The sequence below is a fragment of the Buttiauxella selenatireducens genome, assembly GCF_031432975.1.
Classification (GTDB): Bacteria; Pseudomonadota; Gammaproteobacteria; order Enterobacterales; family Enterobacteriaceae; genus Buttiauxella; species Buttiauxella selenatireducens.
The window spans coordinates 3,605,087-3,619,390 of the sequence record NZ_CP133838.1 but is presented as its reverse complement, the minus strand read 5'-3'; the positions used below and the strand labels follow the sequence as shown (position 1 = coordinate 3,619,390).

The 14,304-nt window shown below is 51.2% G+C and carries 10 protein-coding genes; 4 read left to right on the top strand and 6 right to left on the bottom strand.

Annotation, left to right across the window (positions count from 1 at the left end):
- Nucleotides 1-38: 38 nt before the first annotated feature.
- Nucleotides 39-266: a cold shock-like protein CspD gene (gene cspD, locus RHD99_RS16630; RefSeq protein ID WP_183270896.1), complete on the bottom strand. Its 228-nt coding sequence runs from the start codon at nt 264-266 to the stop codon at nt 39-41.
- A gap of 324 nt (nt 267-590) precedes the next feature.
- Here cspD and clpS point away from each other — a divergent pair, with 324 nt between their 5' ends.
- On the top strand, nt 591-911 hold the full coding sequence (clpS, locus tag RHD99_RS16625; RefSeq protein WP_034456405.1) for an ATP-dependent Clp protease adapter ClpS: 321 nt from the start codon (nt 591-593) through the stop codon (nt 909-911).
- Between the two features lie 27 nt (nt 912-938).
- Nucleotides 939-3,212: an ATP-dependent Clp protease ATP-binding subunit ClpA gene (gene clpA, locus RHD99_RS16620; protein WP_183270895.1), complete on the top strand. Its 2,274-nt coding sequence runs from the start codon at nt 939-941 to the stop codon at nt 3,210-3,212.
- Nucleotides 3,213-3,311: 99 nt separating this feature from the next.
- Here clpA and infA read toward each other — a convergent pair whose 3' ends face one another.
- The 5 genes from infA to trxB form a co-directional block, all read right to left on the bottom strand.
- On the bottom strand, nt 3,312-3,530 hold the full coding sequence (infA, locus tag RHD99_RS16615; protein ID WP_002211347.1) for a translation initiation factor IF-1: 219 nt from the start codon (nt 3,528-3,530) through the stop codon (nt 3,312-3,314).
- Nucleotides 3,531-3,821: 291 nt separating this feature from the next.
- The gene (gene aat, locus RHD99_RS16605) at nt 3,822-4,514 is read right to left on the bottom strand and encodes a leucyl/phenylalanyl-tRNA--protein transferase (protein WP_309875314.1); all 693 of its coding nucleotides are present in this window, start codon (nt 4,512-4,514) and stop codon (nt 3,822-3,824) included.
- 53 nt (nt 4,515-4,567) lie between these two features.
- Nucleotides 4,568-6,289, bottom strand: a complete 1,722-nt coding sequence (gene cydC, locus RHD99_RS16600; RefSeq protein WP_309875312.1) for a heme ABC transporter ATP-binding protein/permease CydC — start codon at nt 6,287-6,289, stop codon at nt 4,568-4,570.
- On the bottom strand, nt 6,289-8,055 hold the full coding sequence (cydD, locus tag RHD99_RS16595) for a heme ABC transporter permease/ATP-binding protein CydD (RefSeq protein ID WP_309875310.1): 1,767 nt from the start codon (nt 8,053-8,055) through the stop codon (nt 6,289-6,291). Before cydD ends, cydC begins: the two co-directional genes overlap by 1 nt.
- A gap of 253 nt (nt 8,056-8,308) precedes the next feature.
- Nucleotides 8,309-9,277: a thioredoxin-disulfide reductase gene (gene trxB / locus RHD99_RS16590; RefSeq protein WP_183270891.1), complete on the bottom strand. Its 969-nt coding sequence runs from the start codon at nt 9,275-9,277 to the stop codon at nt 8,309-8,311.
- A 501-nt stretch (nt 9,278-9,778) separates the two neighbouring features.
- Here trxB and lrp point away from each other — a divergent pair.
- Nucleotides 9,779-10,273, top strand: coding sequence for a leucine-responsive transcriptional regulator Lrp (gene lrp, locus RHD99_RS16585; RefSeq protein ID WP_000228469.1), 495 nt, complete (start codon nt 9,779-9,781; stop codon nt 10,271-10,273).
- Nucleotides 10,274-10,394: 121 nt separating this feature from the next.
- The gene (locus RHD99_RS16580) at nt 10,395-14,150 is read left to right on the top strand and encodes a DNA translocase FtsK 4TM domain-containing protein (protein WP_309875303.1); all 3,756 of its coding nucleotides are present in this window, start codon (nt 10,395-10,397) and stop codon (nt 14,148-14,150) included.
- Nucleotides 14,151-14,304 lie beyond the last annotated feature (154 nt).

Genomic DNA, 14,304 nt, shown 5'->3' with positions numbered 1-14,304 from the left:
CATTTTGACCTTGGGATGTACACAATGAAACAAAAGGGTCAGGCGACCGCTGCTGCTTCGAGTTCCAGAGGCACAATCAAACTAGCGTGATTACCTTTTGGCCCCTGATGTACATCAAACCTGACAATTTGTCCGGCTTTTAGCGTTCTGTAACCATCCATCTGAATGGTGGAGTAATGAGCGAATATATCTTCGCCGCCGCCTTCAGGGCAGATAAAACCGAACCCTTTGGCGTTATTGAACCATTTAACAGTACCCGTCTCCATGCTTCTACATCCTTCGTAAATCTTATAAGTGAGATGGAATGAACCGGTGGGATGAGGGTGGGCTGTTCAAAACCTCACCAACTCACGCTTGTACAATGTAGATAATTTAACCATGTCGTCAAGCGTTGCACGGGGGGGCGCAAGCGAAAATGAATCAAAAATTTGAAGCAGTTAACGCTATTGTGATTAATGTGACAGAACTCTCGATTGCGAATAGCTGTCCCTTTTGAACACGATGAGTCACGTTAACTGAAAGCGTATTACACTCAACCTATGGGCTTCGCCTTAATGACAATGGGCGATTAAACATGATGACGATTTGCAATGGGTAAGACGAACGATTGGTTGGATTTCGACCAGCTGGTGGGTGACAAACTGCGCGAAGCGCTGAAACCACCCTCGATGTATAAAGTTATGTTAATGAACGATGACTACACGCCGATGGAATTTGTTATTGACGTGCTGCAAAAGTTCTTTTCTTATGATGTAGAACGTGCAACGCAATTGATGCTCACTGTGCACTATCAGGGTAAAGCTATCTGTGGCATTTTTACTGCAGAAGTAGCGGAAACCAAAGTCGCGTTAGTGAACCAGTATGCAAGGGAGCATGAGCATCCGTTGCTGTGTACGCTAGAAAAAGCCTGAAGAAGGCAAAATTTGGGGGAGGTGCCTATGCTCAATCAAGAACTGGAACTCAGTTTAAACATGGCTTTCGCCAGAGCGCGCGAGCACCGACATGAGTTTATGACTGTCGAGCACCTGTTGCTAGCTTTGCTCAGCAACCCGTCAGCTCGCGAAGCGCTGGAAGCGTGTAGCGTAGATCTGGTGGCGCTACGACAGGAACTCGAGGCCTTCATCGAACAAACCACACCGGTTCTGCCAGCCAGTGAAGAAGAGCGTGACACTCAACCTACGCTTAGCTTCCAGCGCGTGCTGCAACGTGCGGTGTTCCACGTCCAGTCTTCTGGTCGCAGCGAAGTGACGGGCGCCAATGTTCTGGTGGCTATTTTCAGCGAGCAGGAGTCCCAGGCAGCGTACCTGCTGCGTAAACATGAAGTCAGCCGACTTGATGTGGTCAACTTCATCTCTCACGGTACACGCAAAGACGAACCTAACCAGGCACCGGGTGCAGAAAATCCGGTCAATGAAGAGCAAGCAGGCGGGGAGGAACGTATGGAAAACTTCACCACCAATCTCAACCAGCTTGCACGTGTGGGAGGGATAGATCCGCTGATTGGCCGCGAGAAAGAGCTTGAGCGCGCCATTCAGGTTCTGTGCCGTCGCCGTAAAAACAACCCGCTGTTAGTGGGGGAATCGGGTGTAGGTAAAACGGCTATTGCTGAAGGGCTTGCCTGGCGTATTGTGCAGGGCGATGTTCCGGAAGTGATTGCTGATTGCACCATTTACTCGCTGGATATCGGTTCGTTGCTGGCGGGCACGAAATACCGTGGTGACTTTGAAAAACGTTTCAAAGCGCTGCTTAAACAACTCGAACAGGATCAAAATAGCATCCTGTTTATTGATGAAATTCATACCATTATTGGTGCCGGTGCTGCTTCTGGTGGCCAGGTTGATGCGGCAAACTTGATTAAACCGCTGCTGTCGAGTGGCAAGATCCGCGTGATCGGTTCAACAACGTACCAGGAATTCAGCAATATCTTCGAAAAAGACCGTGCTCTGGCACGTCGTTTCCAGAAGATTGATATTACTGAACCAAGCGTTGAAGAAACCGTTCAGATTATTAACGGCCTGAAACCGAAATACGAAGCGCACCATGACGTGCGGTATACCGCGAAAGCGATTCGTGCGGCGGTAGAACTGGCGGTGAAATACATCAACGATCGTCATCTGCCAGATAAAGCGATTGATGTTATCGACGAAGCGGGTGCGCGTAGCCGTCTGATGCCGGTGAGCAAACGTAAGAAAACGGTCAATGTCTCCGATATTGAAACTGTGGTCGCACGTATTGCGCGTATCCCAGAAAAAAGCGTTTCAGCAAGCGATCGCGATACGCTGAGAAGCCTTGATGATCGTCTGAAAATGCTGGTGTTTGGTCAGGATAAAGCCATTGAGGCGTTAACCGAAGCCATCAAAATGAGCCGTGCTGGATTGGGGCATGATCACAAGCCTGTGGGTTCATTCTTGTTTGCCGGGCCAACGGGTGTCGGTAAAACAGAAGTCACTGTGCAGCTGGCAAAATCGCTGGGCATTGAGCTGTTGCGTTTTGATATGTCGGAATACATGGAACGCCACACGGTGAGCCGTTTGATTGGTGCACCTCCGGGTTACGTTGGTTTTGACCAGGGCGGCCTGTTGACGGATGCAGTGATTAAACATCCTCACTCCGTGTTACTGCTCGATGAAATCGAAAAAGCGCACCCGGATGTCTTTAACCTGTTGTTGCAGGTGATGGACAACGGCACGCTGACCGATAACAACGGACGCAAGGCTGATTTCCGTAACGTGATTCTGGTGATGACCACCAACGCCGGTGTGCGTGAAACTGAGCGCAAGTCTATTGGCCTGATTCGTCAGGACAACAGCACTGATGCGATGGAAGAGATCAAGAAGATCTTTACCCCAGAATTCCGTAACCGTCTGGACAACATCATTTGGTTCAACCATCTGTCTACAGATGTGATCCACCAGGTGGTCGACAAGTTTATTGTCGAGCTTCAGGTGCAGTTGGATCAGAAAGGTGTGTCACTTGAAGTGAGCCAGGAAGCCCGCGATTGGCTGGCAGAAAAAGGCTATGACCGTGCAATGGGCGCGCGTCCAATGACACGTGTTATTCAGGATAACCTGAAGAAACCGCTCGCTAACGAACTGTTATTTGGTTCATTGGTGGATGGTGGACAAGTGACGGTCGCGCTGGATAAAGAAAATCAGAAACTGATTTATAACTTCCATGGCGCTCAGAAACATAAACCTGAAACGGCTCATTAATTCATTCGTGTTGCCATAAAAAAAGGCCAGGTTATTAACCTGGCCTTTTATTTTATAAGGCTTTTCATCGCAGCCCGAGAGCTGCGGAACTAAAAACTATTAACGACTACGGAAGACAATGCGGCCTTTGCTCAGGTCGTACGGGGTCAGCTCTACAGTGACTTTGTCACCCGTCAGGATGCGGATATAGTTTTTACGCATTTTACCGGAGATATGAGCGGTTACCACGTGCCCGTTTTCCAGCTCAACGCGGAACATGGTGTTAGGTAACGTATCTAGAACGGTACCCTGCATTTCAATATTGTCTTCTTTGGCCATCTAATCCTCGAGGGTATCACTACCATAGTTTTGAACCGGCAAGATAATGCCCAAGTTCACGTATCATGTAAAGAATTGTTGGTGAAATCACCAGCGAAAGTGCAATTTGCGCATTACCCAAGACCCACTCGAAATTCGCACAATTGGTGCTTACGAAGAAGGCTGCGAAGAGATAAACGATGGGTTGTCCCTGTTAAAGCTAATCCCATACAACGGCGGGGTAATGAGCAGAGCTCACTCTGCGCGGCTAATTATAACACTCTTAACCGTAATGTGCCGTAAACATTATCGTCACGACAGGATTTGTGGTACCCAGCAATAGGATGCGAGCTGATGTGCGCGAAATTTAGACAGGTGCTCCAGGTATTCCCGACGGGGAATTTCTATCGCCCCCAGAGATGCGGTGTGGGCGTTAAGCACCTGGCAATCAATGAGCTTGCCGCTATAACTCAAAAAGTGCTGGCAGAATACCAGCAGGGCAGTTTTAGAGGCGTTTTCTCGGCGGCTAAACATGGATTCGCCGCAAAACAACGCGCCTTGCGTCACGCCGTACATTCCCCCTACCAGTTCATTATCTTCCCAAACTTCAACCGAATGGGCGTGTCCTAGTTCATGCAGCCGTTTATAGGCGTCAATGATGTCAGGGGTAATCCAGGTGCCTTCATCGCGATCGTCAGCACATTCACTAATAACACGTTCGAAAGTATGGTTTAGCGTCACCCGGTACGGGGAGTTTCGATGGAATCTCTTCATGCTGCGGCTTAGGTGAAAGCGCTCAGGATAAAGAACCGCTCGGGGATCGGGCGACCACCATAAAATGGGGTCGCCAGGAGAGAACCACGGAAAGATGCCGCGCTGATAAGCCATCAACAAACGGGCGGGACTTAAATCGCCCCCTAGCGCCAGTAACCCATTAGGCTCACGCAACGCACCTTCCGGTGAAGGAAAGGCAATTGAGTCACGGGAAAGCTGAATAAGGCGCATGACTTCTTAACTCCAGGGAGCAATAAATATTGATAATAGACCAATTACACAGCCTACAAACGCTGATGGAAATGATAATAACGCCCACCGCTCGCCATTAAATCGGCGTGAGTACCATGCTCAATAATTTGTCCATTGTCCATCACAATTATGCTGTCGAAATTAGCCAATCCGCGCAGGCGATGGGTAACCATCAATACCGTTTTCTCTTTGATGACTTCAGCCAGTAAATCAAGAATCTGGCGCTCAGTTTCCGCATCTAAACCTTCGGTGGGTTCGTCCAGTAAGAACAGCGGGGCGTCATGCAATAAAGCGCGCGCAATAGCTAAACGGCGCAGTTCCCCACCCGAAAGTTGGCGACCACCTTCACCCAACCAGCTATTCAGCCCGGCATCGTCCAGTAACTTCTCAAGGCCAACACGTGTCAGGACGCGACTCAAATCTTCATCGCTGGCGTGTGGCGCGGCAAGCAGCAAGTTGTCGCGCAGTGTGGCACTAAACAAATGAACACGTTGCGATACCACACTGGTGGCGGAGCGTAACGCCGTTTCATCAAACTGGCTTAGCGCTTCGCCATTGAGGCGAATCTCGCCTTGCTGGCATTCCCACGCGCGAGTTAACAACTGAAGTAATGTCGATTTCCCACAGCCGGTACGTCCTAAAATAGCAACGTGTTGGCCCGCCTCAACCTTGAGTGAGATACCGCTTAGCGCCATTTGAGATTGCTCAGGATAGGCGAAGCTAAGATTGTTAATTTCCAGAGCCACGCTCTCAGGTACGGCATGAGGTTGCTGAGTGAAAATGACTTCTGGTTTTTGGCTGGTGATTTCAGTCACGCGCAGCGCGGAGGCGATTACCTGGCCAAGATGCTGAAAAGCTCCAGTGACAGGGGCTAACGCTTCGAACGCGGCCAGCGCACAGAACACGAACAGCGCAATGAGCGCGCCCGGCGTGGTATTTCCACCTACGCTTTCGGCTGCCATCCATAACATCAGTATGACGGCCATACCGCTAATCAGTAGCATTATGGCTTGCGACAGAGCGGTGAGCTCGGCCTGGCGGCGCTGACCTTCTTGCCAGTGATCTTCCGTTTTATCCAGTTGCTCACGATAACGTTGGGAGGCACCAAAAATGGTGAGCTCTGCATGGCCTTGCAGCCAGGCGGTGAGTTGCTGACGATATTGCCCACGTTGAACAGTAATCGCCTCGCCGGTTGATTTTCCAGCGTAATAAAAAATAGGTGGGAGCAATACTAAAGTCGCCAGTAAAACGGCACCGAGTGTGAGAGCCAATTGCACATCCAGCCAGCTCAGACCCAATGTCACCACCACAATCACCACAAACGCGCCAACCATCGGTGAAATCACGCGCAGATAAAGGTGATCCAGAGTATCGACATCCGCAACCAGGCGGTTGAGTAATTCACCCTGGCGAAAACGCGCCAGACCGGCAGGGGAGAGGGGGAGCAGTTTGCTAAATGTGGAAACACGTAGATGCTGAAGGACACGGAATGTCGCATCGTGGCTGACCAGACGCTCAAAATAACGTCCCGCAGTACGGGTAATTGCCCCGCCACGTACACCTGCTGCGGGCAGCATATAGTTGAAACTATAAATGCCAGCAACGCCGACAACCGCCGAAGCCGAGAGGAACCAGCCAGATAAAGTCAGCAGCCCAATGCTGGCCAGAAGGGTGATAATCGCTAACACCACGCCAAGCATCAGTAGCCATTTATGACGGCAATAAAGCGCTAAATACGGGAGTAAAGCACGCATCAGATCTCCTCCTGGCGGTGAGCCAGTAACGTAGCAAACGGGCCTTCCTGTGCGGCAAGCGTGGCGAAATCCCCTTGTTGCACGATACGACCTTCGCGCATTACCCAAACTTCGTCCCAGTCGTTGATGTAATCCAACTGGTGGGTCACCATTAATGTCGTTTGCTGACGGGACGCGCTGCTCAGCGCATCCATGACACGCTGTTCACTGTGAGCGTCCAGGCTTGCCGCGGGCTCGTCCAGCAGTAGCAATCCGCATGGCACCAACAACGCACGTGCAACGGCAACCCGTTGTGCCTGGCCGACAGACAAACGTGCAGCGGCTTCGCCCAGCGGTGTATCAACTCCTTGTGGTAACAACGGGAGGAACTCATTGACAGAGGCTTTGGCCAGCGCGGCATTCAACTGATCAGCACTGGCATCTGGTGCGGCTAATAGCACATTTTCGCGGATTGTCGGGGCAGGGAGCTGCGGGTTTTGCCCAACCCAGCTCAACTGCTCACGCCACCATTTCGAATCCAGCGCTGAAAGCTCAACACCGTTGATCAGCACCTGACCTTGATACGGTAAAAAACCAGACAACACATTGAGTAGCGAACTTTTACCTGCCCCGCTTTGCCCAACCAGCACTACGCGTTTTCCGGCTGAAAGGGTGAAGTTCAGTGGTCCCGCCAGAATTTTATCTTCGGTTGAAAGAATGACCAAATCACGGGCTTCAATGCAGATTGGCTCGTTATTGTTGAACTTTGCTGTGCCTTGCGTACGTTGCTGCAATGGCGAATCAAGGAATGTCATCAGGCTATCGGCAGCACCTACAGCCTGCGCTTTTGCATGATAAAAGGTGCCCAGATCGCGCAGAGGTTGGAAAAATTCTGGTGCCAGAATCAGGGCCAGGAAACCGGCAAAAAGCGTTACGCCAGTGCTGTAGTGGCCAAAGTTTAACTCGCCAAGATACGAGAAACCAAAGTAAACCGCGACCAGTGCGATGGATAAAGAGGCGAAGAACTCCAGCACGCCGGAGGACAGGAACGCAAGGCGAAGTACTTCCATCGTGCGCTGGCGGAAATCCTGGGAAGCGGCACGGATATTCTCCGTTTCAGCAGCGCCACGGTTAAACAAACGCAATGTTTCCATGCCACGAAGACGGTCAAGGAAATGCCCGCTCAGACGCGCAAGCGCCTGGAAGTTACGACGGTTAGCATCTGCCGCGCCCATTCCCACCATCGCCATAAACAGCGGGATCAGCGGTGCGGTGCAGAGCAAAATCAGGGCTGCAACCCAGTTAGACGGGAAAATAGCGATGAGAACTAGCACGGGTACGATTACCGCAAGCGACATTTGCGGTAGATAGCGAGCGTAGTAATCGTGCATATCCTCGATTTGTTCCAGCACAAGAGTTGCCCAACTGCCGACAGGTTTTCCCTGAATCCAGGCGGGGCCCGCTTGATGCACGCGATCGAGCACTTTTCGGCGAATTTCCTGACGAATGTGCAACCCCGCGTAAAAACCAACTTTTTCACGTAGCCACACGACCCACGCGCGCAAGACAAAAATCAGAATCAGGATAACGAAAAGTAAAAGCAGGGCCTCACGGGGGATGTTATCCATGATCATGTGCTGCAACATTCTGGCTAACAGCCAGGCTTGAGCAACAATTAAAAGCCCACTGACGAGTCCCAAAACACGGGAAAGCCCTAACCAGCGGCGGGAGATAATGCTTTGTTGTTTTAGCCAGCGGCTAAGTTCTTGTTGACGGGTTTTATTCATGGGTTGCCAGTGCAGGTAGATATTCCCTTCATACTTCAAGCTGCAGACGCGTAGGCTTCACTCGTTCACACCAGTCACTTACTTGAGTAATCTCCTGGTGATTCACTCATTTGCCGCCTTCCTGCAACTTGAATTATTTTGGGTATGAATTATCAGGCAAAATTTGCGGGCAATGTTACAACGCAGGCAAAAGAAAGGCGACCAATTCAGTCGCCTTTACGTATCTTCAAACTGCCGCTCAGGAATGAGGAAGTTACTTATTCTGTTCGGCTAATCCATCCAGGTAACGCTCAGCATCAAGTGCAGCCATGCAGCCAGTGCCCGCAGAGGTGATTGCCTGACGATAGATATGGTCCATCACATCACCAGCAGCAAATACGCCAGGGATGCTGGTTTGCGTGGCATTACCGTGAATACCGGACTGTACTTTGATGTAGCCATTTTCCAGCTCAAGCTGATCGGCGAAGATTCCGGTATTTGGGCTGTGGCCGATAGCCACAAACAGGCCTGCGACTTCCAGCTCTTCAGTGGTGTCAGTATTGTGTACATCGCGCAGACGTAGGCCACTCACACCCATCTGATCGCCCGTGACTTCATCCAGAGTACGGTTGGTGTGCAGCACGATGTTGCCGTTCTTCACTTTATCCATCAAACGATTGATCAGAATTTTCTCGGCACGGAAGCTGTCGCGGCGGTGAATCAAATGCACTTCAGAGGCAATGTTTGCCAGATAAAGCGCTTCTTCAACTGCGGTATTACCGCCACCAATGACCGCGACCTTTTGATTGCGATAGAAGAAACCATCACATGTTGCACAGGCAGAAACGCCACGGCCTTTAAACGCTTCTTCAGAAGGTAAACCCAGATAACGTGCTGAAGCCCCGGTCGCGATGATCAACGCATCACAAGTGTATTCGCCACTGTCGCCCGTCAGACGGAATGGACGGTTTTGTAGATCAACCTTCGAGATGTGGTCGAACAGAATTTCTGTTTCGAACTTGGTCGCGTGTTCGTGCATGCGCTCCATTAACGCAGGGCCAGTCAGGTCATTAGGATCACCCGGCCAGTTCTCAACTTCGGTCGTAGTGGTCAACTGGCCACCTTTTTCCATCCCGGTAATCAAAACGGGCTTGAGGTTGGCGCGTGCCGCGTAGACTGCAGCGGTGTAGCCCGCAGGGCCGGAGCCAAGAATTAGCAATTTACTGTGTTTAGCGGTGCCCATGAGATCCTCATTGTTCGTTGGCAGACAATCGAGGGATTGTAGGGAATTTGGCGGGTTAAAAAAAGGGTACAGGGGCCCTGTTGGCGAATATGTTAACTATATGTGCAATAGCTGTGTTCAATCAGCCGTAGTGAGTACGGCGAAAGCGCATAAAAATCCATCCAAACAGTCTAAATACTCACCCGGCTAAAGTGATGAATAATCGTCAAGTAGCCCAGATATCTGGCACGTTCCACTAAATTTAGATGTTTTGCTTTGACAATCCGCTAAGCATTTGCGAAAACATTCGAGGAAGAAAAACATTTGGTGCGAGAATTGTAAAATAATCGCGCATACCTGATGCAATTTTACCGGGTTATTGAAATCTACTCATGGCGTGGACAGACGCCATAAGTGATGTCGTTAGCAGCCATTGGGCACCGGTCTTCTCACGTACACCCGGAACATTGACGTTGACCGGGTTATGGCAGGTGAAGGAAGGAACACAGAGAGACTATAATAATGGTAGATAGCAAGAAGCGCCCTGGCAAAGATCTCGACCGCATCGATCGTAACATCCTTAATGAACTACAGAAGGATGGGCGTATTTCCAACGTCGAGCTTTCAAAGCGAGTAGGGCTTTCACCGACTCCGTGCCTCGAGCGCGTGCGTCGTCTGGAACGACAGGGTTTCATCCAGGGCTACACCGCTCTGCTGAACCCGCATTATCTGGATGCATCACTTCTGGTTTTTGTTGAGATTACTCTGAATCGTGGCGCCCCGGATGTGTTTGAGCAATTTAATGCTGCAGTTCAAAAACTTGAAGAAATTCAAGAGTGTCATTTGGTATCCGGTGATTTCGACTATCTGTTGAAAACCCGTGTACCGGATATGTCAGCGTACCGCAAATTACTGGGCGAAACCTTGTTACGACTGCCGGGTGTGAACGATACCCGTACCTATGTGGTCATGGAAGAGGTCAAACAGAGTAATCGTCTGGTTATTAAGACCCGTTAACACGGGCCAGGTGCAAAATCTGCGTATTTTGGTTACACTCCTGGTAATTCATACAGCAACAGTGCCGGGAATGCCCGGCACTGTTGCTCTCCATATTTATTAAGGACCTGGAGAGTCTTACTTGAGCCAGGAATACACCGAAGAAAAAGAAGTTACATTGAGGAAACTCAGCAGCGGGCGTCGGGCATTAGAGGCGTTACTGCTTCTTGTTGCCATTTTTGCCGTCTATTTGATGGCGGCGTTGCTTAGTTTTAATCCTTCAGATCCCAGTTGGTCACAAACCGCATGGCACGAACCTATCCATAATTTGGGAGGGATGCCTGGTGCGTGGTTGGCCGACACGTTATTTTTCATCTTTGGCGTAATGGCCTACACCATTCCGGTGATTATTATCGGTGCGTGTTGGTTCACGTTCCGCAATCGGGATAGCGAAGAGTTTGTCGATTATTTCGCCGTTTCTTTACGTCTTATTGGCGTACTGGCAATGGTGCTGACGGCTTGCGGACTTGCGGCAATTAACGCAGATGACATCTGGTATTTCGCCTCGGGTGGCGTTATCGGCAGTCTGCTGAGCACGGCCATGATGCCTCTGCTTAACAGCAGCGGCGGTACAATCGCGTTGTTGTGCGTATGGGCAGCAGGTTTGACCCTGTTTACCGGCTGGTCGTGGGTGAGTATTGCTGAAAAAATTGGTGGCGCGACCTTGAGCGTGCTCACTTTTGCCAGCAACCGTACTCGTCGTGATAACACCTGGCAGGATGATGATTACGACTACGAAGATGAAAAACATGACGAAGAGCACGCGCCAGAAGCAGAAAAAAGCGAGTCTCGTCGTGCGCGCATTTTACGTGGCGCGTTAGCCCGTAAGCAGCGCATCTCCGAAAAATTTGCCAATCCCAACGCACGTAAAACAGACTCAGCGCTGTTTTCTGGTAAGCGTATGGATGACGACGAAGATGACGTTTTGTTCTCAAACAACAAAGCGACGCCACCAGAAGATGACGTATTGTTTTCTGGTCATAAAGCCACTTTGCCGGAAAGCGAAGAATACGATCCGCTTTTACACGGGCAGTCTATTGTCGCACCAGTAGCCGCTACAGCGGCCACGGCGATGGCAAATAATCCAGACTATGCCGCTCCGGTTATGCCAATGGCAACGGTGCCTCCCGTTACAGCCCCTGCTCCAGAAGTAGAACATACGCCTGCTATTGCCTGGGAACCTGCGCCTACCACCGTGACGCCTGACCCCGTGATTGCGCCTGCGCCTGAAAGTTTCCACGCACCGCGTGAGGCTGAGCAATACATCCCGCAGCAGGTGACAAACCATTGGTCAGAACCGGTCGTTGAACAAGCGCCGCCTGCACCTGCTTACTATGAGCCTGCTCCCGTCGAGCCAACACCTCAGCCTGAAGCGGTTGAAGAAGTAAAACCGGCAGTTCGCCCACCGATCTACCATTTCGAAGAGGTCGAAGAGCGACGTGCACGTGAACGGGAGCAACTAGCGGCCTGGTATCAGCCGGTTAACGAGCCAAAACCTGATCCCTATGGCTATGATCAAAGCCCTGCATTTACTCAAACGACTGCGTCGACTTCCGCGCCGCGGATTGAAACACCATCAATGCCGCAAGGTGTATTCGATACGACATCCGTGGTGCCAGCACCTGGTGCTAGCATTCCACAGGATGTAAAAGACGCGGCAAAAGTCGTGGCAGCAACATCTGCCTTTAGTCCCGTGTTTAGTATTGCCAGTGATGCGCCACGTCCTCAGACCAAAGAGGGGATTGGCCCGCAGCTTCCACGCCCAAATCGTGTGCGGGTGCCGACTCGCCGTGAACTTGCTTCCTACGGGATTAAGTTGCCTTCTCAGCGTATGGCTGAAGAGGAAGCTCGTCGTCAGAATGGTGCGGATATAGAAGATGAGTATGCTGACGACGCCGAAGATGTTCAGCAGCATGAGCTTGCTCGTCAGTTTGCTGCTCAACAACAGCAACGTTATGGCGAAGAGTATGAAGACGACGTTTCGCAGCAAGATGAAGATGAGGCTGAGCAGGCTGAATTAGCACGCCAATTTGCGGCACAACAGCAGCAGCGTTACACAGCGTCGGGATCACAATCTAATCAGCAACAGCCAAATAATGTGCCGTTCTCGCTGGATGATTTTGATTTCTCGCCAATGAAAACGCTCGTTAACGATGGGCCTGGCGAACCCTTGTTTACGCCGAGCCCGGTTGAAGAACCCGCGCCGATTAAGCCTGAGCAAAGCTGGCAAACTGCACAGCCGCAAAGGACGCCGCCACAGTCCAGTACACCAGTTACAGCGCCGCAAATGCAGGAAAGCCTGATCCATCCATTCCTGATGCGAAATGGTGATGATCGTCCGTTGCAGCGTCCTACCACGCCTTTACCGTCGCTGGATTTGCTGACGTCTCCGCCAGCAGAAGTTGAGCCCGTGGACACCTTTGCTTTGGAGCAAATGGCGCGTCTGGTGGAGGCTCGCCTTGCGGATTACCGTATTAAAGCGGACGTTGTAGACTACTCTCCTGGCCCCGTCATCACTCGCTTTGAGCTTGACTTAGCGCCAGGCGTGAAAGCCGCGCGTATCTCCAACTTGTCTCGTGACCTTGCGCGTTCTTTGTCGACGGTAGCGGTGCGTGTGGTCGAGGTTATTCCGGGTAAACCCTATGTTGGTCTGGAATTGCCGAACAAAAAACGTCAGACCGTATACCTCCGTGAAGTGCTGGATTGCGCCAAGTTCCGTGACAGTGCTTCACCGTTAACGGTGGTGCTGGGTAAAGATATCGGTGGTGAGCCGGTGATTGCCGATCTGGCGAAAATGCCGCACTTGCTGGTTGCCGGTACAACGGGCTCCGGTAAGTCGGTTGGTGTCAACGCCATGATCCTCAGCATGCTGTATAAAGCGACACCGGAAGAAGTCCGCTTTATCATGATCGACCCGAAAATGCTTGAGCTGTCAGTGTACGAAGGTATTCCGCATCTGTTGACCGAAGTCGTTACAGATATGAAAGACGCCGCAAACGCCTTGCGTTGGAGCGTTAACGAAATGGAACGTCGCTACAAACTGATGTCAGCGTTAGGCGTGCGAAATCTGGCGGGCTACAACGAACGTGTGCTGGAAGCAGAGCGCATGGGGCGTCCAATTCCAGATCCATTCTGGAAACCGGGTGACAGCATGGAAGTCTCTCATCCAATGCTTGAGAAATTGCCGTATATCGTTGTATTGGTGGACGAGTTTGCTGACCTGATGATGACGGTTGGCAAGAAAGTGGAAGAGTTGATTGCGCGTCTGGCGCAAAAAGCGCGTGCTGCGGGTATTCACCTTGTACTGGCCACTCAGCGCCCATCAGTTGATGTGATTACCGGCCTGATTAAGGCCAACATCCCGACGCGCGTTGCGTTTACCGTATCGAGTAAAATCGACTCCCGCACCATTCTTGATCAGGGTGGCGCTGAGTCACTGCTGGGGATGGGGGACATGCTTTATTCCGGGCCAAACTCGACGCTGCCTGTGCGTGTTCACGGTGCGTTTGTCCGTGACCAGGAAGTCCATGCTGTGGTTCAGGACTGGAAAGCGCGTGGTCGCCCACAATATATCACCGGAATTACCTCGGATAACGAGAGTGAAGGAGGGGCTGGTGGTGGTCTTGACGGAGATGAAGAACTTGATCCGTTATTTGATCAGGCCGTTGCTTTTGTGGTCGAAAAACGTAAAGCCTCTATTTCCGGTGTTCAGCGCCAGTTCCGTATCGGCTACAACCGAGCCGCTCGAATTGTTGAACAAATGGAAGCGCAGGGGATCGTGAGCCCGCAAGGGCATAATGGTAACCGCGAAGTGCTGGCTCCACCGCCATTCGAGTAACCTTGTGTGCAAGAGTCGCTGTTGCGGCTCTTGTGCAAAGAAGGGTAAATTACCGGAAAATCAGCTTTTTCTTCTGTTGCTCATGAATAGCACTCGACTAAAGTGGGCAACAGAAATGCCACAGCGCAGTCGCTTTGTGGCGCATGAATTTTAA